Source organism: Sphingomonas colocasiae (assembly GCF_019880585.1).
Classification (GTDB): domain Bacteria; phylum Pseudomonadota; class Alphaproteobacteria; order Sphingomonadales; family Sphingomonadaceae; genus Sphingobium_A; species Sphingobium_A colocasiae.
Window position 1 is genome coordinate 63545 of the sequence record NZ_JAINVV010000008.1, and the last position, 24363, is coordinate 87907.

A 24363-nucleotide genomic window follows, 5' to 3' on the forward strand; every position below is an offset into this window, starting at 1 on the left:
GTCCCTCGTCGGTGCTCCCCATGCTGCCGGTACATCGCCGATCTCGTTCAACCCCGCCGAGCGCAAGCGATCCGGCGGCGGGTCATCTTTGCCGGTCGTTCAGAAGGCCTTGCCCACTCTGATCTGCAGCGTTGTGCCATTTTCGCCCTGGCCGGTCCGCAGGCCGGCCTCAACGTCGAACTGCCAGCGCCCTTTCAATATGTCGAACCGAGTACCAAGACTGAGCTGGAATTGCTCGCGCTTCCAGCCATTGCCCTGGAGCGCATAGATCGCGAGGCCGGGGATATCGGCATAATCGAGCCACTGCGCATCGACATCGGCGAACTCGTGATTCCATTCCGCACGCATCCGGGGTGTGATCGAACCGAAGCCGGCCTTCCGGCGATACTGGATCGTCCCGCCGATCGTGCCGGTGAGCGATTCCACCCTGCGGGCGTCGAAGCGCAGATTGTAGCGATCAGCCCCGGTTTCCGAATAGGCATCGAGATCGGCGCCCATATATTCGCCGCGCCCGTAGAGCGACCACATCAGCGCACCGTCCATCCGGTCGATGCCAAGCGCGAGGGCGGCAACGCTATAGTCTCCGCTCCGCTTGCCCAGGGCTGTGCCGTTCACCGCCGCGACATGGCGCCGCGTGGTGAAATCGAGCTGACCACGCCCGATCATGCCGTCGACGAACCCATTCTCGATCGGCTGGAAGCTGGCATAGGCGGCATAAAGCGTGCTCTTGCCGCGCACCCGCGCGCCCGTGGCGGTGCGGCTGACGTCATTGCCATAGCCGCCGCCCACCCCGACCAGCAGGCCTTCGGCAAGCTTGATGTCTGCGCCACCGCTGAGGCCCGAAGTGGTCGCGGTGACCTTGGATCGATCGGTGGTCGCGTCCCGGGTGCCGATATCGATCGCGCCCCCCAACCAGCTTGCAACCGAGCCGATGCGGCGCTTCCCATCGTCATCGCCGGCATTGGCTGCGGCATGATTTGGGTTCGAACCGCCCGCTGCGCGCGAAACGCCGACGGACGTGCCGCCTTTGCCCGGTACCTCACCCCGGATCGGCGACGGTTGCAGCCTGTTCATATGACGATCCATCACCGAATCCGTGTCGTAGCCGCGCATCTGATCGGGGGTCGCGCGCGCCCTGTTCCAATCGTCGGAACGCTGGAGCATGGCCGTCGGATCGCGCGCGGCGAGCGTAAGGCCCATCGCCATGCCTGTGCGACCGCCGCCATGGTGGAGCTGTTCGTTGCGACGCATGAAGTTCGACACCTGCGCGCGCGCGAAACGCCGTGCCGCTTCGGACTGGGCATCGCTGATCGCACCGACATCAGGATCGGTGCGCGGATCGGGACGGGCCTCGACGGTGAGCGTCACGGTCGAAGGCAATGAGGTCCCGAAAATATTGCTCAGCGTATAGGCGATCTCGATCGTCCCACCGAAACGGTCGTTCGGCGTCACGTCGAGGCGATAGTCCGCGCCGTTCGCGACGATCGCCGTGGTGGCGGAATCCGCCGGCGTGATGCCGACCACGGTCGCACCGGTGAACGGGCCGCCGATGGCGCCGTCGGTGAGCAAGATCGACACCGTTTGGCCATCGCCCGTCCTGGCGATCTTGGGCATGATCACCGGGATCTGGCCCGCCACCGTGATGGTCACGGTTCCCGGCGACGAGGTGCCGCCGGGGCCTGTCGCGGTAAAAGTGAAGCTGTCCATGCCCGCGAAACCGACCGCAGGGGTGTAGGTCGCGACATAAGACGCAACGCCAGCCTGGACTCTGGCGCCTGGGATCGAGGCGCCGCCATTGAGGGTAACCGTGCCCTGCGCGGGCTGCATGCCGATCTGGATCGTGTCGTACACGCCGGTCACCAAGGCCGACAGATCGATGCTGACGCTCGTGCCAGCCGTGGTGGTCCGGCCGTGGACCGCGCCCGCCCCCGATGCCGCGACCGGTGCCGCGGGCGTCGCGACGATGAGGTTGACGCTGGCCGGGGCCGAAGGTCCGTTGGGCCCGATCGCCAGCCAGGTGAAGCTGTCCGCGCCATAATAGGTGGCAGCCGGCGTGTAGGTCACCACATCGCCCGCAATGGCCACGGTGCCATGCGCGGGCGCCGTGCCGATCGCGATGCCCGAATACACCCCGGTGATCGAGCCCGACAGGTCGATCGCGGTGCCGGTGCCGGCATAAGGCACCGCCACGCCGGTCTTGTCGACAGCAATCGGGACAGGCGGCACCGCGACGCTCAGCGTCACCGTCGCAGGCGCAGAGGTGCCGCCGGGGCCGGTCGCCACCCAGGTGAAGCTGTCCGCGCCGTAATAGGTGGCGGCCGGCGTGTAGGTGACCACATCGCCCGCAATGGCCACGGTGCCATGCGCGGGCGCCGCGCCGATCGTGATGCTTGAATACACCCCGGTGATCGAGCCCGACAGGTCGATCGCGGTGCCGGTACCCGCGTAAGGCACGGCCACGCCGGCTTTGTCGGCAACGATCGGCGCGGGCGGAACCGCGATGTTGAGCGCCACCGTCGCGGGCGCAGACGTGCCGCCCGGGCCCATCGCGACATAGGTGAAGCTATCGCTGCCGTGATAGGCAGGGGACGGCGTATAAGTCACCACATCGCCTGCAACAGCCACGGTGCCATGCGCGGGCGCCGTGCCGATCATGATGCCCGAATGCACGCCGGCGATCGAGCCCGACAGATCGATCGCGGTGCCCGTGCCGGCATAGGGAACGGCCACGCCGCTTTTGTCGGCGGCGGTCGGCGCAGGCGGAAGCGCGACGTTCAAGGTCACCGTGGCGGGCGCGGAGGTGCCGCCAGGGCCGGTTGCGACATAGGTGAAGCTGTCCGCACCGTAATAGGTGGCGGCCGGCGTGTAGGTCACCACGTCGCCGGCGATGGCCGCGGTGCCATGCGCAGGCGCCGTGCCGATCGCGATGCCCGAATGCACACCGGTGATCGAGCCCGACAGATCGATCGCCATGCCGCCACCCGCATAAGGCACGGCTACACCGTTCCTGTCCGCGACGATCGGTGCAGCTGGAAGCGCGACGCTCAGCGTCACCGTGGCAGGCACAGAAGTGCCGCCGGGGCCCGTCGCGACATAGGTGAAGCTGTCCGCGCCGTAATAGGTGGCGGCCGGCGTGTAAGTGACCACGTCGCCCGCAATGGCCACGGTGCCATGCGCAGGCGCGGTGCCGATCACGATGCCCGAATGCACACCGGTGATCGAGTCCGACAGGTCGATCGCCGTGCCGGTGCCGGCATAAGGCACCGCCACGCCGCTCCTGTCGGCGACGATCGGCGCGGATGGGGTCGCGATGCTCAGCGTCACCGTCGCGGGCGTGGACGTACCACCGGGGCCGGTTGCGACATAAGTGAAGCTGTCCGCGCCGTGATAGGTGGCAGCCGGTGTGTAGGTCACCACGTCGCCGGCGATGGCCACGGTGCCATGTACCGGCGCGGCGCCGATCGCGATGCCCGAATGCACACCGGTGATCGAACCCGACAAGTCGATCGCGGTGCCGGTACCGGCATAAGGCACAGTCACGCCGGCCCTGTCGGCGACGACCGGCACGGATGGAAGCGCGACATTCAGCGTCACCGTCGCGGGCGCGGACGTACCGCCGGGGCCCGTCGCGACATAAGTGAAGCTGTCCGCGCCGTGATAAGTGGCGGCCGGCGTGTAGGTCACCACGTCGCCGGCGATGGCCACGGTGCCATGCGCGGGCGCCGTGCCGATCGCGATGCCCGAATGCACGCCGCTGATCGAATCCGACAGGTCGATCACCGTGCCGGTGCCGGCGTAGGGCACAGCCACGCCGGCCTTGTCGGCGGCGATCGGCGCAGGCGGAACCGTGACGTTCAGCGTGACTTTCGCGGGCGCAGACCTGCCGCCAGGGCCAATCGCGACAAAGGTGAAGCTGTCTACCCCGTGATAGGCGGCAGCCGGCGTATAGGTGACCACATCGCCCGCAATGGCCACGGTGCCATGCACCGGCGCGGCGCCGATCGCGATGCCCGAATGCACACCGGTGATCGAGCCCGACAGGTCGATCGCGGTGCCGGTGCTGCCATAGGGCACCGCCACCCGGCTCTTGTCGACTGCGATCGGCGCGGTCGGACTCGCGACGTCCAGTGTGACTTTCGCCGGTGCGGAGGTGCCGCCGGGGCCGGTCGCCACCCAGGTGAAGCTGTCCGCACCGTAATAGGTGGCGGCCGGCGTGTAGGTCACCACGTCGCCGGCGATGGCCACGGTGCCATGCGCGGGCGCCGTGCCGATCACGATGCCCGAATGCACACCGGTGATCGAACCCGACAGGTCGATCGCCGTGCCGGTACCCGCGTAAGGCACGGCCACACCGGCCTTGTCGGCGACGACCGGCGCGGATGGGGTCGCGATGCTCAGCGTCACCGTCGCGGGCGCGGACGTGCCTCCGGGGCCCGTCGCCACCCAGGTGAAGCTGTCCGCGCCATAATAGGTGGCGGCCGGCGTATAGGTCACCACGTCGCCGGCAATGGCCACGGTGCCATGCGCGGGCGCCGTGCCGATCGCGATGTTCGAATGCACGCCGGTGATCGAGTTCGACAGATCGATCGCGATGCCGGTGCCGGCATAAGGCACCGCCACGCCGCTCCTGTCGGCGACAGTCGGTGCGGATGGGATCGCGACGTTCAGCGTCACCGTCGCGGGTGCGGAGGTGCCACCGGGACCGGTCGCGAGATAGGTGAAGCTGTCCACGCCGTAATAGGTAGCGGCCGGCGTGTAGGTCACCACATCGCCCGCGATGGCCACGGTGCCATGCGCGGGCGCGGTGTCGATCGCGATGTTCGAATGCACGCCGGCGATCGAACCGGACAGGTCGATCGCGATGCCGGTGCTGGCATAGGGCACCGCCACGCCGCTCCTGTCGGCGACGACCGGCGCGGATGGGGTCGCGATGCTCAGCGTCACCGTCGCGGGCGCGGAGGTGCCTCCGGGGCCCGTCGCGACATAGGTGAAGCTGTCCGCGCCATAGTAGGTGGCAACCGGCGTGTAGGTCACGACATCGCCGGCAATGGTGACCGTGCCGTTCCTCGCCGCAGTGCCGATCGCGATCGCCGTATGCGGCCCGCCGGTGATCGACCCCGACAGGTCGATCGCGGTGCCGGTGCCCGCATAAGGCACCGTCACGCCGCTCTTGTCGGCGGCGATCGGCTTGTCGATGAAAATGTAGGTCGCACTGTCGGTGCTGGTCTGGCCGTTGACTGTCACGCTGACGGCTGCGGCGCCGGAGCCGATTGTCGGCGCGGCGACCGTGAGTGAAGTCGCGCTCGCGGCTTCGACGATCCCCACCGTCGAGCCGAAGCTGACCAGATTGTCGCTGGGCGTGGTGCTGAAGCCGGTACCGGAAATCGTCACGACCTGGCCGACCGGGCCGGAGTTGGGTGAGATGCCGGTCACGCTCGGCACCACGACGAAGCCGCTGCTGCCGGTCGCCGAGCTTTGCGAATAGCCCTTGGGTGTGGACAGGCCGAGCTTGAAGCCCGTGGTCGAGCCTGGCGTGGTGCCGATATAATCGAGCGTGATGGTGCAGCCGCCATTCGGCACGACCACGTCGTTGAACTGGACGATGATCGGGATCGGAGTCGCCATCGATCCGATTCCGCAGGTACCGCCCGGTGCGCCGTTCAGGCGCGTCACGAGTACAGGCACGCCGAGCACCGCAGTCAGGGGCGCGCTGCTCGTTGCATTGGGATTGCTGAAGCTGATCGTCATCGTACCCGCCGCACCGGCCGCCAGCGAGCCGGGCATGAAGTCCGTCGATGCGGTGATCGCGATCGCCGCGCCGACCGTGAAGCTCTGCTGAACCTGAGACGCGACGTTCCAGTTGGAATCGCCCGCCTGGTTGGCGTCGATCCTGCAGGTGCCCGTGGCAGTGAAGGTTACAGTGTTCCCGGTGAGCGCACAGCCGGTGCTGGCGCCGTCGAGCAACAGGGTCACCGGCAGTCCCGATGTCGCGGCAGCGCTCACGGTGTAGGGTACACCGCCTACCGATGCGGCCGGTGCCGCCGAAGTGAAGCTGATCGTCTGATCGCCCCTGGTGATCGTGACGCTGACATTGCCGGATATGGAGACGGCCGGAGCCTGGCTGTCTGATGCCATCACGGCATAGCTGAACGAACCGGCCGTCGTCGGCGTGCCCGAAACGGTGCCGGTCGCGGGATCGAGCACAGTGCCGGGCGGAAGCGAGCCGGGAACGGCGAGTGCATAGGAATAGGGTGCGATGCCGCCCGAGCCGGTATTGGCCTGGCTATAGGTCGCGCCCACCTTCGCCCCCGAAGCGGGGCCGGTGGCGATCACCAGGATTTCGGGGGTCACGGTGAAGCTGCGCGACACCGTCGGCGCCACCGCCCAGCTTCCGCCGCCGGCCTGATCCGCATCGATCGTGCAGATGCCGGTCCGGAGCAGCGTCAGCGCGGCGCCTGTCACCGAACAGATCTGGGTCGTGGCCGATGTGAAGCTCACCGCCAGGCCTGAACTCGCCGTTGCCGCCAGCGTCAGCGGCGAGTTGGAGAGCGACGCATCCGCCAGCGGATCGAAGGTGATGGTCTGGTCGACCGGCTTGACAGTCAGGCTCACGGTCGCCGGCGGTGAACTGCCGCCAATCCCGATCGCCTTATAGGCGAAGCTGTCGGGGCCCGCGAAACCGGCGTTCGGGGTATAGGTCACCTGCTCGCCCGCGAGCTCGGCCGTGCCGTGCGCCGGCTGCATCGTGATCTCGATGCTGGTGTGATGGCCGCCGGTGATCATGTCGGACAGGCCGATCGGCGTCGGCACCTCCGCCGGGACCTCGAGCGCGAAGCCCGCCGCGATCGGCGGCGCGACATAGGTGAACCCGCCCGGCACCGCGCTACTCGTCCCACCAGGGGCCGTGACCGACACCGCGACATTGCCCGCTGCATGCGCGGGCGTGTTGAAGGTCAGCGATGTGGCGCTGTTGACGGTGACGCTGCCGGCCGGAACCAGGACACCACCGATCGTCACGCTGGTGCTGCCGGCAAAGAAGTTGGTGCCCGTCAGCGTCACCGACGTGTCGCCCGTCATCGGTCCGCTGCTCACCGACAGCGCGCTTGCGGTCGGGACGGCGGCATAGGTGAAGCCACCGGGCACATTGGCGCTCGTCCCCGCAGGGTTGGTGACCGTCACCGCGACATTGCCCGCCGCACGCGCGGGCGTGCTGAAAGTCAGCGACGTTTCGCTGGCGACCGCCACGCTGGCGGCCGGGATGACGGTGCCGCCGATCGTCACGCTGGTCTTGCCCGCGACGAAACTGGTTCCGGTCACCGTCACGGCCGTGCCGCCCGCAATCGGTCCGCCGTTCGGCGACAGCGCGGTTGCCGTCGGCACATCGGCATAGGTGAACCCGGCGGAGACCGGCGCGGTCGTGCCGCCGGGTGTCGAGATGGTCAAGGCGACACTGCCCGCCGCATGGGCAGGCGTGTTGAACCTGAGCGAGGTGGTGCCGCTGACGGTCACGCTGCTTGCCGGAACCAGGATGCCGCCGATCGTCACGCTGGTCTGACCGGCGAAGAAGCCGCTTCCCGCCACGAATAGCGACGTGCCGCCCGCGGTCGGCCCGAAAACCGGCGTCAGCGCCAGCCCAGTGGGCACGGCGAGATAGGTGAACCCGCCCACCACCGGATCGGTCATTCCGTCCGGCATCGTGGCCGTCACGATGACGTTGCCCGCCGCATGGGCGGGCGTGACGAAGCTCAACGATGTGGGACTGGAGACCGTGACATTGGCGGCCGGAATGACGGTACCGCCGATCGTGATACTGGTGTTTCCGGCAACAAAGCCGGTTCCCGTCGCCGTCACGCTCGTCCCGCCCGCGATCGGGCCGGCAGTCGCCGACAGCGAGCTTATGGTCGACGCCGATGACGCCACATAGGTGAAGGCGTTGTTCAAGGTGGCGGTGGTTCCGCCTGCGTTGGTGATCTGGACGTTGACAACCCCCGCGGCATGGGGAGGCGTGACGAAGCTGAGCGACGTCTTGCTGATGACGTTGACGTTGCTCGCAGCGGCGCCGTCGACCAACACGGTGGCGCCGTTCACAAAATCATTGCCCGTCACCGTAACCGTCGTACCGCCCGAAGCCGAGCCGGAGGTGGTGTTCAGCGAAGTGATGGTCGGAATCGGGATACAGGTGATGGTGAAGTTGACCGAGCCCCCCTGGCCGTTATTGCCATAGGAGATGTCATAATTGGCGGCGGTGGGCTTGAAGCTTCCCGATCCGCTCCCGGATCCCATGACACGGCCCGAAACATAGGTTATGTTCTGCGACCAGAAATACGGATATGCGTTGTTCCTGGATGTCCAGCTATACTGGATGACGTCGCCGACCTTTCCGTTCAATATGCCGGCGAGGGTGGTGCTTCCGCTTGCGAAGCTTCCGCTGTAGTTTCCGGCATTGAATGCATTGCACGCGGCGGAGGCCCAAGCGGCGCCAGGCGCGAGCGCGGCGCAGAGCAGGAAGGCGCCAAGAACGGCGCGACGGGCCCGGCAGGCCGCGACGACGATGCTTCGCAGCAACCCGATCGCGAGCAGCAGCAAAGCTGCCCCCACCCCGGATTGCCGCGCGCGATCGCGTGCCTGCGTGACGATGCCTGCGGCGAATGCCGCGATTCCCCCGATCCTTGCCATGCCGAGCTTGAGCCCGAAACGACCCGTTCGGTGCAATGCTACAGATTGACCGGCGGCGCGCAGGACCGGTCAATATTGACTGCCGACAAGACGATTATCGCCGATTAAGGTGCCGGCATCGCCATTCCGTCCGCCATCGACCAAGCCCGTCCATGGCTTTCCCTCAATGCCTGGCCCCGGCCAGCGAAGCCGGTGAACCGATGATGCCCTTCACGGTCGTTTCCATCGACGATCACAGCCTGTTCCGCACCGGCATCGAACTGATCGTGAAGGGTGCGTTTCGCGGCGTGGTGTTCGCGTCGTTCGCCTCGCTCGGCCAGGCGCTGGAAATGCTGACCGCGGCGCCCGACATCATCCTTCTCGACCTGCATCTGCCCGGGGTCGGCGGGCATGATGCCATCCCGCTGCTGCGCCTGCGTTGGCCGGGCAGCAGGATCATCGTCGTCACGTCGGTGCAGAACGATGCGGAGATCGCGCGCGCGATCGAGGCGGGCGGCGATATCGCGATCCTGAAGTCCGAGGCGCCCGAACGCCTGATCGGCGCCATCCGCGATCTCGCGCCGCGCGCCCGCGAGGCCAGCAGATCGACCTCGGAGGGGCAGAGCCCAGCCGGGGCGGCGCTGACCGGCCGCCAGCTCGAGGTGCTGGGCTATCTGCGCGAAGGCCATTCGAACAAGGCGATCGCCAACCGGATGGATATTTCGGAATTCACCGTGCGCGGGCATGTCCAGCTGATCCTCAAGGTCCTGCAGGTATCCAGCCGCGCGCAGGCCGTGTTCGAGGCCCAGAAAGCGGGCATCCTTTGAGCGCGGCATCGACCGCGATTTCCGCTCACGACGAGCCGATCTCCGAGCGGGAAGTGCTGATCGAGCAGGTGCGTATCGTCTATCGCACCGTCGGTCGCGCGGGCTGGACGATGATGTTCCTGTCGATCTTTGTCGCGGCGGTATTGCACGATCAGGGCCTGCCCATCCTGATCTGGCTGGCGGTGCAGATCGCGCTCAAGCTCGCGACCTTCGCGGAAATGCGCTGGTTCTTCTCGGAAGACAGTATCGAGCGGAATCCCGAAGGCATGGCACGGAGGCTGATCCTGAGCCAGATGCCCCATGCCGCCGGCTGGGCAAGCCTGATCTGGCTGGTGGCGCCGCACGCCACCCCGGGAGAGATACCGTTCGTGATGGTCATCCTGGCCGGCGCGGTGAGCGGTGGCGTCACGACCTATGGCGCCCTGCCGCGCGTGCATGCCGCCTATATCGCCACCTTCGCGCTGGTGCAGCTGATGACGTTCATCTATCTCCGCGCGATCCCGGGCGACGATCCCTATATCCAGTACGCGCCGCTGCTGAGCATCGTTTTCGGAATCGGCATCTTCATGAACACTCGGATCGCGGGCCAATCCTATCGTCAGTCGATCCTGCTGCGCTTCACCAACGCGCAGCTGGTGCACCGGCTGGAAAAGGAAGTGCGGAGCGCCGAGGCGGCCGATGCCGCCAAGTCGACCTTCCTGGCGGCCGCCAGCCACGATCTGCGTCAGCCGATCCATGCGCTGGGCCTGTTCCTGGCGCTGCTCGACGGATCCAGGCTGAACGCCGCGCAACGCGAGACGCTCGGACTGGCAAGGTCGGCGCTTCGCGCATCGAGCGAGATGCTGGATGCGCTGCTCGACTTCTCGCGCGCCGAGGCCGGGGTGATCGTGCCGCGCCCCCGGACCTTTCCGATCAACGAGGCGCTGCGCCAGGTCGAAGAGGAAATCGGGATCACCGCCGACGAGAAGAAACTCTTCTATCGCACGCGCGACTGCGACGCGATGGTCGAAGCCGATCCGGGCCTGGTCAAGATCATCCTGCACAATCTGGTCAGCAACGCGATACGCTACACCACCACAGGCGGGGTACTGATCGGATGCCGCCGACGCGGCGCACGGATCATGGTGGAGGTCTGGGACAGTGGCGAGGGCATTCCCGCCGATCAGCGCGAGGCGATCTTCAGCGATTTCGTCCAGCTCGGCAATCCGGAGCGAGATCACCGGAAAGGATTGGGGCTGGGACTGGCGATCGCCCGGCGTCTCGCCCGCCTGATCGGCAGCGAGATCACCCTGGCATCGATCGAGGGGCGCGGCAGCGTATTCCGATTCGCCCTGCCCTTGGCGCCCGCCGATGCCGACGGCATCGCAGGGGGTGCGCCATCCGAACCGGGCCGCGCGCTCGCCGGGGGCACGGCCCGATCCCCCGCCCATATCCTGGTCATCGACGACGACGAAACCATCCGCATCGGGCTCGGCGCCCTGCTGCGCCACGCCGGCTATTCGGTCGATACCGTCGAGACCATCGCCGAGGGGCAAGACAGCGCCCGAAAGCATGTGCCCGATCTTCTGATCTGCGACCTGCGCCTGCGCGCTGGAGAAGATGGCGCCGAAGCCATCCGGCTGCTGCGCGCGCAAAGCGGCCGGCGGATCGGCGCGCTCCTGATTACCGGCGAGACCCACCCGGCGCGGATCGCAGAGGCCGCGCGCGAGGATATCGAAATATTATACAAGCCAACTCCACCCGATCGCTTGCTCGAAGCCATCGTCCGCGAGCTTTCAAGATGAAATGCCTCGCTACGGGGGTCGGATATGCCGACATGCGGTAGCGGTGGAGCGGGTAGCGGGGATCGAACCCGCATCACAAGCTTGGAAGGCTAGTGCTCTACCATTGAGGAAGACCAAAACTCCCTTGATTTTAAACACTTTTTATCTCGACGCATTTGCGCCAACGCCACGAAATGCGACCGAAATTACCCCACGGTTACCCCAGAAAATGGGGTGAAATCGTCCTAGCCGATCGACATTGCTCGGTGAGCGCCGCTCCGCATCGATGCCGATTGCCCCCGATTCCTGACGATAAATATCGACCCGGCTCGACAAGCGACAAGCGAGGACGAGCATGGCAAGGCACAGGTTTACCGAGAAGTGGATATGGGCACGAAAGGCGCCGCGAACAGGTCGGGTTTCTCACAGTGACATCCTGTGCCCGGGACTTCAGCTACGCATCTCCGAAAGCGACGTTCGATCCTTCTCTGCGCTCGTTCGAGTGGAGGGGCGGCTTCGGCGCTACACGCTGGGCCAGTTTCCGCGGCTGAGCCTGAGGGACGCTCGCAGACAGACGCTGGAGCTATGGCGCGCGGCCGATGAGGGCAGCCTGCCCGCGCCGGCGCCCGTCCAGGCACGGTTGCGGCCCGTTGAAACCTCACCCCCGAAAGCTCGGACGGTCGCCGTCACTTCGCTCATCACGTACGCGCAGATGATCGAGCGCTATGTCGAGCTGCATGCCAAGCCAAACACGCGGTCCTGGCGGGCGATTGATGCGGGTCTTCGACACGCGGCGGTTCAGCACTTCATGCCGCTGCCGGCGGAGGAGATAACTCGTCGCCAGATTATCGACGTGCTTGATGGGCTTGTCATGGCCGGCACGCCCTATGCGGCGATCACGGTCCGCAAATACCTTGCCATGGCGTATCGCTGGGCGCACGATCGCGAGATGATCTCGGTCAACCCGGCCGAGCGTATCCGCCCCCCAGCCAAGAACATCGATCGCGATCGAGTCCTGACCGACGCGGAGCTAGGTGCCGTCTGGCGAGCGACCTTCCGCATGGGCGATCCCTACGGCCAGCTCATCCGGTGCCTGATCCTGCTCGGCCAGCGTCGCACCGAGACGGCATCCTTGCGCTGGTCGCACATCGTCGGCGACGAGTGGCATCTGGCCCAAACGAAGAATGGCCGCCCGCATCTGGTGCCCCTGCCGCCACTTGTAATGGAAACGCTCGCCAGCCTGCCCCGGCATGGCGATGATGCGTTCGTGTTCACCACCGATGGGGGCGCCACCTTCAGCTGTGGATATTCGAAGGCGAAGCAGGAGCTCGACCGCTTGTCCGGCGTCAGCAATTTCAGGCTTCACGATCTGAGGCGCACGATGCGTTCCGGCCTAGCCCGGCTTGGCGTGACGGCGTCCGTCTGCCGAAAAATCATCGGTCACAGCGAGGGCAGAATTGACAGAATCTACGATCGTTACGATGCCCTCGCCGAACGGCGAGAGGGGTTGGAGCGATGGGAACAGCACGTGGTGAGGGTGGTCGGGGCGTAGGGACTGGGAAGCCGCCACGAGCAAAGAAGGATACAAAGAAGCGTCCGGTCATGACTTCGCTCGCTTATTCTCAGATGTGGGCAGCGTTCAGTGATTATTACGAGCTGCGGGATGAATTTGGATACGACGATCTAGTGATGTATCTCAACGCATTACATGTACGAGACCAAGAGGATACAGAACAAGCTGCCAATCAAGGAACACGACGACGAGATATTTATAAACTTACAAACGAGTTTCTGAAGAATGCCTCGTCCATTGATCGCATACTGCGGAGCATGCAAGGGCAAGTAGAAGCGATTCTCGACCTACTTCAAGACAGCCCTACTTTGATGGAAGCGGTTTACGATGTTAATGCAGGTCATCCAAGCGTGTTATTTCTCCCGCCAGAACTTATTAAATTATACACTTTTCATCATGACTTGAGTGAATTGAATTTTTTGGAGTGGATTGACGAACTTCGAGCGATCCCAGTTCGAAAAAAACTTCCTCGTGGTAGATTCGGGCAGCCGACTCTCCAGCGCGCTGTTGCCGCTTGCCGCGACTACTGGATCAAATCGGAGGGTCGTTCGTGGACGATGATCGCCCTGAAGAACCATGCTGACAAGCCAACCGGCCCTGACCGCCTCACAGGTCTTTGCGAGGCATTCGTATTCGACATTCTGTCATGCTGCGGCATCAATTTCACACTCTCCCAACTGGCGACGGCATGGGCGGTCGTCGACAAAGCTCCGGGCACGCCAAACATACATGCACGACGGGGGAAACGGCGTCCTATCCTTATCAGCGAAAAATAAGTTGCCGACGCGGCCATTATTTACTCCAATAGACTATTAGCGATCACTCAAAATGTTGTGTATCTGGTCTGTCGCCAATTCGGCTTTCCGAAAGGACGACCAGTGCCCCACCATGATCACAGTCTCAGCAGGGTTTCGACCGCTCGCGCCGGTAATGGTGAAGAGGCGGTCGAATTGGCCACCGGGAACGATCCCCGCCGCGAGCATCGGAATCGCCTTAACCGGGTTGCGCAACAACCGTTGGCAATTGCGCCGACATCGCGGACTCCCGCCTCGATCAGCGACAATGCAGCGTCCAGAGGCGTGTTCGATCAGCGCGCCAGACCGCCCCCAAATTCTTAGCCCATAACGCGCCTTCGGCCAGACCGCGCGCCCATCCAACGCCTACTCTCTTCCGAACTGAACCACGCCGGCACGCGCTGCGGCGATCGCAGCTCTGCGTCCGTAATTCTAGGATTGTTTTTGCATGACTATCGATATCGCCAACCTACCGGACACCTACAAGGTTACCGAGCTCATGGCTCAGAAATTTGGTCTGAACGACAATCAGGCCAACGATTTAGCCGGCGCCCTCCCCGCCTTTCGTCCCGAGAGGTTCTCCTTGCCATACGCCGATGGTGCCGAACTCGCTCTTCAGCGACCTTTCGGCACGGAACTTCGCGCGCTCACTGGTCGCCACAACCTGCATATCGAGGAACTGGCGTTGCTTGACGAGGACACGTTCGAAACGGCCGGCCATCTGGACTTCTTCGATCGACATGGGATGGAGGTCGGCTGGGCACTGATCAGAGCTGCTTGGGCTGCCGAAGGCCAGCTCCCACCTGCCGCTGGAACCAGAGTTGAGCCTATCGACGCCTCCAAAATTCTGACACTGATGCGGGACGGGCTGGCGGAACTTTTCCGCAAATACACCGGTCACAGTGCGTCTCGATCAGACTTTCGTATTGTCGGGGGTCGGCGGCAGCCGGTTATCGTCCAAGGCAGTTGCGCAGACTTCGTGCATACGGCCCTTAAGTCGCTTGGCTGGCCGTTCACGGACGCCGACATTGCGGAGAACTATTCGCTTGTAATCGGCAGCTCGTGGCACAACCGCGATCGCAGCTGATGCATTTCTGATCAACTATCGCGACCGCAAGATCTCTAGCTGTCTTAGCGCGGGGTCCTGAACTCCAAACCGCGCGGGCTGTCCAGGCGATTGAGCAAGAGCCGCCAAACTGCCTTTTCTGCGCATTGGTCCACGGCCCACCCGGCTGGTAATACAGCTGGGTGGACCACGGCAGGGCTTTGCCCGGACGCCGCGACCGTCGCGCAGGGGTGAAGGCAGGCAGGCCATCCGCGCGCGGCGGTCGCATTCCACCGTCCCGGCCCAGTCCGGGGCGCCTCCAACATCCACGCGCGACGATCGCGCATCGTAGGGACCTGCCTTATTTATGGAAATCTTTGACTCTGAAAATGCCGGCGAAGTGCCGTTCGAAGCACTGTCGTCCGAGCTGCGCGCCTATCTCGGCGGTATCCAGCCATGGGGCAATCCCTCCTATCTGGCAAACGAAATGGGGGCCGATACTCCTGTTATCCCGTGGCGAGAAGGCATGCCGCCTTCCACGTTCAGTTGCCCGTGCTGCAAAGGCGGAACTGTAATTGCGACCGCACACAGAAACACCGCTGGCGTCATGACCCTGACCTGTGATCGGGGTTGCTCTCAGCACAGGGTTGCGACCAAGTCCAAGCGCGTCGCTCCCCGCGCATTCCGGTACAACGACGATCTGCTCGAGCCTATGCCGCACGCGATGCTGGAGGCGATCAGCGCGAGGTTGAACGAAGGCGTCTACAACGCTGACTATCCGGACGTTATGCGCATGCTGGATCTTATTCGCGGCAAAGCGCAGAAAAAAACAATGTACCGGGCGACGACCTCGTCCGGCACGATCGCTGTCGTCGTTCGCGGCGATTGGACCGAAGCTGGCGCAAACAGCAAGATCATTCGGCAAGTGCATGCTGTGCGGAATGTCGACGGTAACGTAGTGGCGGTTGTTGGCCTGCCCAAAGGGCCTTGGCCCCTCGTCGGTCAAGACGAAGTACTGTCGCGGACAGATGCGCCGATTCTCCACGTCGAAGGCGAGAAGACCCGGGAGGCAGCCGGAGCGCTGTTCCCGAGCTTTGTGCCTACGACATCGCTGTGCGGCGCGCAGAACCCTCACCATTCTGACTGGTCATGCATGCACGATCGCGACGTGACGATCGTAGGCGACAACGATGCCGCCGGTAAGCAATACGCGGAAAGTGTCGCCGCACAGGCGTTTGCGGTGCGCGCTCGCTCCGTCAGGATCGTAAAGCTGCCCTCCGGCCTTCCGGATGGATGGGATCTGGCCGATGCGCTCGAAAACGGAGTGTCAGCGGAGGATCTGGCGGTGGCGGTAACCAACGCCCCGGCTGTCGAATGGGACGCGGTGAAGCACGCCATGCGCAGCCAGCACGACGTGTTGCATTGGCCCCCTCTTCGCCTGCCAGACGGCCATCTGCGGAATAAGCACCATGTCGTCTCGGCGGTGGAGGAAGCGCTTAAGCGGATTGATTCCGGCTGTCGGCGCGGAACCTGGCTTGGCATTCTGGGCTGCATCTTCCATGCGTTTGGCACCGATGGACTCGGCATTGCGATCGCATGGTCGAAGAGTGATCGCGAGCGGCACGGGAAGTTTTGTGAGGGAGAGGTCGAGCAGATCTTCGATCAGTTCGTTCTCCAGCCTTTCCCCACGCCGATGCTGGTACGCGACCTGTTTTGGCGGGCGTGGCGCGAGTCCTCGGCAAAATCTGACGATGGGAACGGCTGGCGGCCTGCCCCCGACGCCATCGCCGAAGCAGAACTCGCGGCATTCGAAGCCGAACATCGCAAATTCCAGCAGGGCGACAATGTGAAGATCGGCGTCCAGAAGAGGATGGAGGACGGCTCTTATCAAGTCGAACGGGTAAGTGAAGACACTATGAAAACCCTCTATAAGTCGCGACGAGTTAAAGGCTTCGACGGGAAGAAGGAGATGTCGATCTTCGATCTCTGGTCGCTGCACCAACGGATAAGCCCGCAGGAGCTTGTTTTCCGCCCGGGCCTGGAAGTCGGCCCCAGCCAGTTCAATATGTTCCAGGGTTTCAAAATCCGACCTGTAAAGAATGCCGGTAGCTATCGGGAATTTCGCATTCTGATCGATCGGATTTCAGCTGAAAATGAAATACGCAATGACTATCTGTGGAAGCTGCTGGCTTACCGATTTCAGAATCTCAATACATTCGTTCCGGTCGCTGTGATCTTTAGAGGCCCGCGAGGCGCCATGAAGACCACCCTGACAACGGTCATTCGCAATCTTCTAGCTCCGTACAGCGTATCGATTTCGGATCCCGATAATCTCGCAGGACGCAACAACGGGATTCTGCAAGATAAGCTCTTTGTGCAAGCTGAAGAAATCGAAGTGCGCACCGAGGATCAAAATCGACGGCTGAACAATTACATCACTAACGATATGATTGATTATATCGACAAATATAAAGCGCAGTGGACTGGAGAAAACCGTACGTTCATGGCGATGACGAGCAACGCGTTTTCTCCGGTGAAAATCGCCCCGGATGATCGGCGATATCTTGTTCTGAACGTGAGCGATCCGTTTAACGGTGACGAGGAAGCGCGGGGCAAGGTGTGGCTGCGTATGCACGCCGAACTGGAGTCCGGCGGGTACGAGGCACTTATGTACGATCTTCTCCACACCGACTTGTCGGGGTTCAACGTTCGCGCGATCCCGAAAACACCTTTGTTCCGGGAACTGGCGAGCTATGACATGGACAAGGAGCCGGTAGTTTCGTGGTGGCATGAGATTTTGTTGGACGGCGGTATCGAGTGGGCCGATGGGGCGGTGAACGCCTGGACCGACCCAGTCGCTAAGGACGCTTTGTATCAGCGTTATCGCGGCTGGTGCGAGGACAACGGAACAGCAGCTAGGACGAGCATTCTGTCAAAAAGTATGTGGGCGAAGCGGCTTAAAGAAATAACAGGCGGTAAGCTCACGGCGACGCGAGTCCGGCAAAGCGACGGCTCCCGGAAGTGGTTTTTCGTCTTTCCTTCCTATGAAGAATGCTGCGCCGCATTCGAGCGAGAGTTCCGGACCACGATCGAGCGCGCGCCCGCTCCCGACAGGGTACAGCCCAAAATGTAACGGTTATCGGCCACCCCTTGAGCGTAGGGGTGGCCGACATCTGGTCGGACAACATGCAGTGTACCCGGCTGAAGTCCTCGGCTTTTTTTGCCCGACCACCCCAACCATACTGACCATAGGAAAGAGAAGAAAAGTAGAGAATCTTTTATTTAGTCACGCTCCCAGAACTCTTTCCGAGAGATATGGTTGGGGTGGCCGGGATGGCCGGCGCCCTAGCCGTTGTTTTCGTCACCGGATGTCAGAGGACCTGCGCGCCCGATCGAGTAAGAATGCAGACGTTATAAGCAAAGCCATTTGCTGCGCACCTTCGCCTGCAAATCCCCCAATTGCGAGCACAGCTTCCGCGAAGCCTTCGCCAACTGGTCCGCCAACTGCGCAACCTCGTCCTGCTCCATGGCTCGATGCGTGCGCGCAGCCTTGCGTGCCCGCAGCGCCAGCACCCGCATAACCACTGTCCAGCGCCCATGCTTGTCGAGCGTCACCTTCGCCACGCCGTGGCACAGGAACGCGCGCAGGTCGTCGTGTTGGCGAAACGCAGCCAGCGTCGCGGATGCTGCCTTGCCCTCGCCAGCGAAAGCGCCGCCCTCGCCCAGCGCCGTGTTCAACTCATCGAACCGCTGCCCGACCAGATGCTGCAGACGGATCGCCTTGCCGCGCTCAGTCTCTGCCATGACAAGCAGCGTCTCCGTTACCGCTTCTTCCGCTCTCGCGAAGGCGTCCATGCACCGGCCCCTCAAAGCGTTCACCTTGTCGCGGGCGGCGTCGAATGGCTCCGGCGGCAGGGCCGGCTCGATCTTGGTCTGGGCGTTCATTTCGCTACCGTAGGGGCTCTCAGTTTGGATTGCGTGTAGAGTGCTGGTGCTACCGCCCCAGATACGGCTCGCACGCGACGCCATCCCCGTCACGGTCCAGCGCGTCCCGATAGCCCGGTTGCCCGCGATACAGTGGCGCGGCGCCGGCAGCGCGCGCGTCGGCGCAAGCTCGATAGAACGCGACCCCCGCCGATGCCGGTCTCGTCATCGCCGGGGCATCAACTTCGGGTCTATCGGCGCCAGTCATGGCGGACAGCGTCTCGGGCGGCTCGGCCGCCTCCCTGCGCCGCAATGCCTCGACGCGGTCGTCTTCGCCCTGCGAAACCACGGCCTGCGGCTCGACTGGTGCAGTTTGCTCGCCTTCCGACAACATCCATCCCAACCCAAGCCCTGCCGCAACTGCGGCGCCGATCGGAAGGACCATGCCGCGCGACTTGCGAGGGACCGCCACTGCCCGCGAGAAGGAGGAGATTTTCGACGCGTTGAAGCGCTTGGGGCGCGGCTGAAGCGGAGTAGCTTTAAAGGGCTTCTTGAAAGACATTCGCAGACGATAACTCGTCTTGCTTATCAGGTCGTAAATCCAGAGCGCTGTTCCTGCCAATCAATGCCGCCGCCTTCCCGGATTTAGACGGCAACACCGGACCTGAGCGGAGTTTTGTCGCGGTACCGCAGGCTTTTCCTAACGGTCGGTCGAATGGTCGTATTGCTACTGACCCGTACGCCGCATATTGATCCAAATTGGACATAACCGCCAAAGGAAGCCGACATGGCCGAGGATACCAACATAATCGAGCTGACGATCGAGGTCGTCACGGCCTATGTCAGTAACAACAACATGCGCGCCGACGACATGGCCGGCTTCATTGCCACAACGCACGCCGCGATCGCCGCTCTGGACAAGCCCACCGATGAGCCCGAGCAGGAAGTAGCCGCACCCGAGCATGTTCCAGCGGTCACGGTGCGCAAGTCGCTCTCGTCCAAGGATCACATCATTTCGATGATCGACGGGAAGCCCTACCGCACGCTGCGCCGACACCTCTCCACGAACGGCCTCACGCCGGACGAGTATCGCGCGCGCTACAATCTGAAAGCCGATTATCCGATGGTTGCGGAGACCTATTCGGAAGCGCGCCGTGCCATGGCGAAGAAGATCGGGCTTGGGCGCAAGCCGGGCGAGAAGGCACCTGCCAAGAAATCGACCGTCGAGGCTCCTGCAAAGAAGCGTGGCCGGCCCGCTAGCAAACCTAACGCCTGAGCTGGCAACTCGGCGAGCACGGAAGCACGACCAAGCAAGGCGATAGCGGCGCTATGATCCGCAACTGTTGGTCGGCGCGGCAATCACGCTGCCGACTTATATCGCAGCCCGATACGGCGAAGTCGAAATTCCCACTTTGCCCTCGTTGGCCTCGAACGAAACGGGTCTAGTTACTCTTTATCCACGCTGCAAAGCTATCGGGATTAGCTATCACCCAGTTAGAGGATAGAGAGATATGAGCGCGGCTAAGTGGATCTGGATCACCGGCGCGATTCTATTGGGTGTCGTTATCAACACACCGGTGGGATGGATCATGACAGCGATATTGATTGGCTGCCTCTATGATCCCCCGTGGACGCGATTGGCCATGCGCGGCGGCTCGGATTATCGGCAAGGTCGCAAGATCACTTCTATCGTCTTGACCAGCATTATGGGGCTAGGAAGTTGGTCGATGATGGCGGATCGTCGAACGATGGCTGAGGCCGACAAGGTGCTGGCAGATAGTCAAAAGACTCTTGCCTCCTTGGAAGAACAGTTTCCCAGCGAGAACAAAAACCAGGAATGGGAATATACATCTGACGTGGACGTTATGACGGATCGGCCGACACGGATGGCATGCATCATGTCGCGGAACGCGGTTCGGTTAAACCCGCCCTATGAGTCTACAAGGGCCAAGCTGTGTCTCCGCGATAGCCCGCAGCACGGGCAGAACGCCTTTATCACGCTGGAGAAAGAGGGGCAGATTCTCTGCGCATACACGGGGTGTACCGTGAGGGTACGGTTCGACAAGAAGAAGGCCCGGGATATGGCGGCTGGGGCCCCCGACGACAACTCGACTCGCACGGTGTTCATAGCAGATCGGAAGACCATCGAGCGGGAGATCAAGCAATCTGCTGCCGTCATCATCCAGCTTCAGCTCTATCAAGCCGGGACTCAGTCGCTTAGCTTTGACGTAAAGGGCTTGAGTTGGCCTAACGGTTGAGCACGAGTGGGGTTCTGGATACACCCCGATCAAAGGCGGGCGCTTCAATCGGGTGTGGAGTCGGAATCTCGGATTTCCTGATCGCCTCCCGACGGCGACTGGTCGTCCTCGATAAAAGTTACCGCTTTTCGCCAGGCGCGCTCGGCTTCACGAAGATCTGGAAAATTCATCGCCACCCGTGAGCGAGGCGACGTCACGGCGTAGCTTTGATGGGTTATAAACGGTCCGTTGTGAACCGTCATTTCGAACAGCTTCACACCGGCGCGTACCCGCAATAGCTTTTCCAAGGTGGGCATTGTTACCCCCGTGAATCAACGGCGTATCGGTGGCACGGATATCCTTCATGAAGGGTTCGAGGCATTCACCAACGCCGTATCAACTGTAATTCTTCGGCGCCTCAGGCCGGCTCCGCCGCCGATTGATCAGCAATCGGAATGCTGCGAGAGCGATCTCATATCTAGACTATTGATGGTGGGCCAGCTGCGTAGTTCAGATGACAACGGCTCTGCACCACTGTCATCCTGCTGCGGGGCATGTGCTCACGCCGGTCTCTACCTGTCAAATGACTCCGGGTTGCACGAGCCACTGGCAGGCCGGTCCTGGTCACCCGGCCTGCCGGACATGCGGTGGGGCAGCATGCCCTAACACCAGTGGCGTGGGGCACCGGCTGGCGTCACGGGAAAGGCTATCTCACGCTCGCAGCTTCGCAAGTCCTATTATTGCTTGCGATCAAATCCGGTGCCTTGCCTAGGTGCGTTGCCCTCGGACAGGTCGGTATCTTTTATCTCGATCCAGATTTTTTGATGTCGATCCTGCCTGCGCCCTAGCCGGCGGCGCACCAGCTTAGATCGACGGAGGCCAAGCGTGATCAGGCAAAGAAGCGCAGCCGCCAAGACCAGATAGATCATGCTTCCATGCATAAGATGAAGTCCACTCCACTTTATTGCTTCCGACGTTTCGATCACTCGGATCGTTGACGCGCCAGCCTGGGAGTCCTGAGCGCCGCGCCAGCTAGAGCCCCTTCAATCATTGCGGTGGTGGCGGACGCGATTCAAGCGCTTCCGCTACCAATTTCCAAAGATCGCCTCCCGTCTTGTCGCCAACAAACACGCACGATCGCAGTTGCTCAGCCACGAATGCGGACGCGCGCTCTCCATGAAGACGCTCCACTTGGAGAGCGATTGCGAGCGCCTCCTGTTCCGGTGTCATAGTACCACCCCCGAAAACGAGAAAACCAGAGGACGACAGCCTCCGAAACAATACGCGCGCAGGAAAAATCGCACACCGCAACGAACAAAATCGCCGGAGCGACGCGCCTTTCAAAAGTCAAACCATCAGGTGGCGACTCGCAAGGCCGTTCGGCATGATGAGACACGATGCTTGACTATAGAGATCGAAGTAAGCTCTCCAAAGATTACCAACTTCTTAATTTTTACATGTCAGATTGATCGGAATTGGACTGTAAATTTGGTAAATCCACCACTGGCTGGGCATGTTAACCTTTAGGGGCAGCGCTGTCCCATAATCGCGCCGCTTCGGTGGCGACACCCGTCGCGCCGCCGCCCCCTTCACCCCTCGGAAAAGGCTGACACACGAACCCAAACGGGCGATTGATTTGCCGAATCCGCCATCTGGGCGTGGGATGAGAAACTGGATCGTCTGTTACCGCCCCAATCGCGGCCATCCACTTGCTGTAAACGACCGCTGAAACCCGTCAGCTAGCGCGCCAATTGCGATCATTATTGGAGTCATGTAATGATGCAGTATGCTGACTCGTACCCGATGGCTATTTCTTGCTCTACTGGTTGCAGCTTGCGATGCTCAAAATGATGGATTGCAGAAAGTCGAACGCATCCAACTGATCCTTTCAGGTTGGGCGTCGATGGATATAGAAGTCAATATTTCAGGCGAGGGACGATACACCATAAATCATGGGGTGAGCAGCGCCCAAGCGGTATCCGGATCATTTGTGATCTCGCCTCAGAAGTTCGCCGATTTGGCGAACCTACTAAAGCCTTTCCAAAGCCGATCCGTGCCTCTGACGAAATCGAGCATCGATCGACTTATGACGTGGACTTGCCCAAAGCCGTCGACACGGATCAATGATGCTGGAGCCTTCTATGTGCAATGGACCGGGCCACGACTGAATAATTACTACTATGCCGACTTCGGATGTGATGCGAATAAAATGAAAGCGCGCAATGCAGAACTCCGCGCGATAATGCGAAGCCTTCCAGTGCCGACGTTATGAACGAGGTAGGCGAACGACCGCATCCCACCCATTTTCGCCGTTCGCGATCGGAGAGGCGCTGATAAAAGCGGTCGGGCAGGAAGCGCCCCAATTGCGGACGTCGCTGCTTCCATTAGGATTGCGCCCTCAGGCTTGTGGACAGAGGATCATATGGAACGACAGGACAGAGACGTATCGCTACCGGATCAGATGCAGGGGCGCTGGGTGGATGTCGATGATGCATCTTCCGAGTTGGTTGTCGTAGGCAGCGAGGTTACCTGCTTCGGTCAAGAAATCGTCTATGACTACAAACTAGTAGGTACAGACAATGGTGCCCTTACTGTTAGCTTGAAGATAGATGATGAAGCACGGGAAGATGAATTTCAGCGTTCTAACGTAACGGAATTGGTGATTACGCCTGAGGGCGATTTTCATGCCTACAATACTCAGTTCGCAAGCCAGTTCATAAAAGCGGACGGTTGATACGCGAATTTGGACGACAGCTTCCCACCCATTAATGGCCGTCGATCCAATCCTTTCACGGCGACGCGTCACCACCCTACGAATATCCAGACCAGCACGTATACGCCGCCCAGTGCGACCAGCACTCGGCTCATGTCGCCAGCATCGCCACGGCACGGCGAACCTGCTCGGGATACCAGAGGCCGCCGCTCGGCGACGGCACGCCACGCCGATTAAGCGCCGCCGCGACGGCGCGAGCGCCAACCACGCCCTCGGCCGCGAGCTGATCCAGAAGCGGTGCGACGGCTAGGGCGCGCTCGACCGCCTCGCGGCGCCGGGCCCTGCCGCTATTCGCCGCCCCGACACGGCACAGGTCCCGCAAATGCGCCGCCCCATTGGGATTGCCCAACTTAACGCCCCTAGCCTTCGCCGCCGCAAGCGCGGCCTTGGTCCTCTGGCTGATCATCTCGCGCTCGTGCTCGGCCATCGCGGCCATCAGGTGCAGGGTCAGGCGGTTGGCGTAGGGCATGTCGCACGCGACGAACTCGACGCCGCCGTCCATCAGGTTCGCGATAAAAGCGACGTTGCGGGCAAGCCGGTCCAGCTTAGCGATAACCAGCGTCGCGCGGTGCAGGCGGCACGCGGCAAGCGCGGCCTCCAACTGCGGGCGATCGGTCTTCTTGCCCGACTCAACCTCGACAAACTCGGCGACGACGCGATGCCCGCCGCTGGCGGCGAAGCCCTCCACGGCGGAGCGCTGCGCCTCCATGCCAAGCCCGGTCATGCCCTGCTTGGCTGTGGAGACGCGCAGATAGGTCACGATCTGCATGGC

At 62.5% G+C, this 24363-nt stretch carries 17 protein-coding genes; 10 read left to right on the forward strand and 7 right to left on the reverse strand.

Annotation, left to right across the window (positions count from 1 at the left end):
• Window positions 1-99: 99 nt before the first annotated feature.
• Window positions 100-8676 carry an Ig-like domain-containing protein gene (locus K7G82_RS16155; protein WP_222990952.1) on the reverse strand — a complete coding sequence of 2859 codons (8577 nt, stop codon included), beginning with the start codon at window positions 8674-8676 and terminating at the stop codon, window positions 100-102.
• A gap of 200 nt (window positions 8677-8876) precedes the next feature.
• Between K7G82_RS16155 and K7G82_RS16160 the strand changes: the two genes are divergently transcribed.
• From K7G82_RS16160 to K7G82_RS16185, 6 genes are all read left to right on the forward strand, one after another.
• Entirely contained in the window at window positions 8877-9482 is a 606-nt protein-coding gene (locus K7G82_RS16160; RefSeq protein ID WP_222990953.1) for a response regulator, read from the forward strand.
• On the forward strand, window positions 9479-11266 hold the full coding sequence (locus K7G82_RS16165) for a hybrid sensor histidine kinase/response regulator (protein ID WP_222990954.1): 1788 nt from the start codon (window positions 9479-9481) through the stop codon (window positions 11264-11266). Before K7G82_RS16160 ends, K7G82_RS16165 begins: the two co-directional genes overlap by 4 nt.
• 334 nt (window positions 11267-11600) lie before the next feature.
• On the forward strand, window positions 11601-12797 hold the full coding sequence (locus K7G82_RS16170; RefSeq protein ID WP_222990955.1) for a tyrosine-type recombinase/integrase: 1197 nt from the start codon (window positions 11601-11603) through the stop codon (window positions 12795-12797).
• Window positions 12798-12847: 50 nt separating this feature from the next.
• A complete protein-coding gene (locus K7G82_RS16175) occupies window positions 12848-13594 on the forward strand; it encodes a hypothetical protein (RefSeq protein ID WP_222990956.1) in 747 nt (248 codons plus the stop codon).
• A gap of 466 nt (window positions 13595-14060) precedes the next feature.
• Window positions 14061-14699 (forward strand): hypothetical protein, encoded by a 639-nt coding sequence (locus K7G82_RS16180; RefSeq protein WP_222990957.1) that lies wholly within the window; start codon window positions 14061-14063, stop codon window positions 14697-14699.
• A gap of 325 nt (window positions 14700-15024) precedes the next feature.
• Complete coding sequence (locus K7G82_RS16185) at window positions 15025-17790, forward strand: DUF5906 domain-containing protein (RefSeq protein WP_222990958.1); 2766 nt, start codon at window positions 15025-15027, stop codon at window positions 17788-17790.
• A 278-nt stretch (window positions 17791-18068) separates the two neighbouring features.
• Here K7G82_RS16185 and K7G82_RS16190 read toward each other — a convergent pair whose 3' ends face one another.
• Window positions 18069-18602, reverse strand: a complete 534-nt coding sequence (locus tag K7G82_RS16190) for a hypothetical protein (RefSeq protein WP_222990959.1) — start codon at window positions 18600-18602, stop codon at window positions 18069-18071.
• Between the two features lie 49 nt (window positions 18603-18651).
• A complete protein-coding gene (locus K7G82_RS29825) occupies window positions 18652-19203 on the reverse strand; it encodes an excalibur calcium-binding domain-containing protein (protein WP_246623623.1) in 552 nt (183 codons plus the stop codon).
• A 165-nt stretch (window positions 19204-19368) separates the two neighbouring features.
• On the opposite strand from K7G82_RS29825, the gene K7G82_RS16200 reads away from it, so the two are divergent.
• Together K7G82_RS16200 and K7G82_RS16205 are read left to right on the forward strand one after the other, a co-directional pair.
• A complete protein-coding gene (locus K7G82_RS16200; RefSeq protein ID WP_222990960.1) occupies window positions 19369-19857 on the forward strand; it encodes a Ros/MucR family transcriptional regulator in 489 nt (162 codons plus the stop codon).
• 235 nt (window positions 19858-20092) lie between these two features.
• Window positions 20093-20839: a hypothetical protein gene (locus tag K7G82_RS16205; RefSeq protein ID WP_222990961.1), complete on the forward strand. Its 747-nt coding sequence runs from the start codon at window positions 20093-20095 to the stop codon at window positions 20837-20839.
• 44 nt (window positions 20840-20883) lie between these two features.
• Here the strand turns inward: K7G82_RS16205 and K7G82_RS16210 are convergent, their stop codons facing one another.
• The 3 genes from K7G82_RS16210 to K7G82_RS30315 form a co-directional block, all read right to left on the reverse strand.
• Window positions 20884-21135 (reverse strand): hypothetical protein, encoded by a 252-nt coding sequence (locus K7G82_RS16210; protein WP_222990962.1) that lies wholly within the window; start codon window positions 21133-21135, stop codon window positions 20884-20886.
• 420 nt (window positions 21136-21555) lie between these two features.
• The gene (locus tag K7G82_RS16215) at window positions 21556-21747 is read right to left on the reverse strand and encodes a hypothetical protein (RefSeq protein ID WP_222990963.1); all 192 of its coding nucleotides are present in this window, start codon (window positions 21745-21747) and stop codon (window positions 21556-21558) included.
• Window positions 21748-21865: 118 nt separating this feature from the next.
• A complete protein-coding gene (locus tag K7G82_RS30315; protein ID WP_425517274.1) occupies window positions 21866-22048 on the reverse strand; it encodes a DUF6961 family protein in 183 nt (60 codons plus the stop codon).
• A 556-nt stretch (window positions 22049-22604) separates the two neighbouring features.
• On the opposite strand from K7G82_RS30315, the gene K7G82_RS16220 reads away from it, so the two are divergent.
• Window positions 22605-23090 (forward strand): hypothetical protein, encoded by a 486-nt coding sequence (locus tag K7G82_RS16220; protein WP_222990964.1) that lies wholly within the window; start codon window positions 22605-22607, stop codon window positions 23088-23090.
• A gap of 150 nt (window positions 23091-23240) precedes the next feature.
• Window positions 23241-23552: a hypothetical protein gene (locus K7G82_RS16225; protein WP_222990965.1), complete on the forward strand. Its 312-nt coding sequence runs from the start codon at window positions 23241-23243 to the stop codon at window positions 23550-23552.
• A 130-nt stretch (window positions 23553-23682) separates the two neighbouring features.
• Here the strand turns inward: K7G82_RS16225 and K7G82_RS16230 are convergent, their stop codons facing one another.
• Window positions 23683-24360: a recombinase family protein gene (locus tag K7G82_RS16230; protein WP_222990966.1), complete on the reverse strand. Its 678-nt coding sequence runs from the start codon at window positions 24358-24360 to the stop codon at window positions 23683-23685.
• Window positions 24361-24363 lie beyond the last annotated feature (3 nt).

Excerpts from the sequence above, each read along its gene's own strand:
- K7G82_RS16160 (WP_222990953.1), top strand. The coding sequence starts at position 8,877 with ATGATGCCCTTCACGGTCGTTTCCATCGACGATCACAGCCTGTTCCGC.
- K7G82_RS16185 (WP_222990958.1), top strand. The coding sequence starts at position 15,025 with ATGGAAATCTTTGACTCTGAAAATGCCGGCGAAGTGCCGTTCGAAGCA.
- K7G82_RS16155 (WP_222990952.1), bottom strand. The coding sequence starts at position 8,676 with ATGGCAAGGATCGGGGGAATCGCGGCATTCGCCGCAGGCATCGTCACG.
- K7G82_RS16200 (WP_222990960.1), top strand. The coding sequence starts at position 19,369 with ATGGCCGAGGATACCAACATAATCGAGCTGACGATCGAGGTCGTCACG.
- K7G82_RS16205 (WP_222990961.1), top strand. The coding sequence starts at position 20,093 with ATGAGCGCGGCTAAGTGGATCTGGATCACCGGCGCGATTCTATTGGGT.
- K7G82_RS16210 (WP_222990962.1), bottom strand. The coding sequence starts at position 21,135 with ATGCCCACCTTGGAAAAGCTATTGCGGGTACGCGCCGGTGTGAAGCTG.
- K7G82_RS16225 (WP_222990965.1), top strand. The coding sequence starts at position 23,241 with ATGGAACGACAGGACAGAGACGTATCGCTACCGGATCAGATGCAGGGG.
- K7G82_RS30315 (WP_425517274.1), bottom strand. The coding sequence starts at position 22,048 with ATGACACCGGAACAGGAGGCGCTCGCAATCGCTCTCCAAGTGGAGCGT.
- K7G82_RS16215 (WP_222990963.1), bottom strand. The coding sequence starts at position 21,747 with ATGATCTATCTGGTCTTGGCGGCTGCGCTTCTTTGCCTGATCACGCTT.
- K7G82_RS16180 (WP_222990957.1), top strand. The coding sequence starts at position 14,061 with ATGACTATCGATATCGCCAACCTACCGGACACCTACAAGGTTACCGAG.
- K7G82_RS16170 (WP_222990955.1), top strand. The coding sequence starts at position 11,601 with ATGGCAAGGCACAGGTTTACCGAGAAGTGGATATGGGCACGAAAGGCG.
- K7G82_RS16220 (WP_222990964.1), top strand. The coding sequence starts at position 22,605 with ATGCTGACTCGTACCCGATGGCTATTTCTTGCTCTACTGGTTGCAGCT.
- K7G82_RS16175 (WP_222990956.1), top strand. The coding sequence starts at position 12,848 with ATGACTTCGCTCGCTTATTCTCAGATGTGGGCAGCGTTCAGTGATTAT.
- K7G82_RS16230 (WP_222990966.1), bottom strand. The coding sequence starts at position 24,360 with ATGCAGATCGTGACCTATCTGCGCGTCTCCACAGCCAAGCAGGGCATG.
- K7G82_RS16190 (WP_222990959.1), bottom strand. The coding sequence starts at position 18,602 with ATGAACGCCCAGACCAAGATCGAGCCGGCCCTGCCGCCGGAGCCATTC.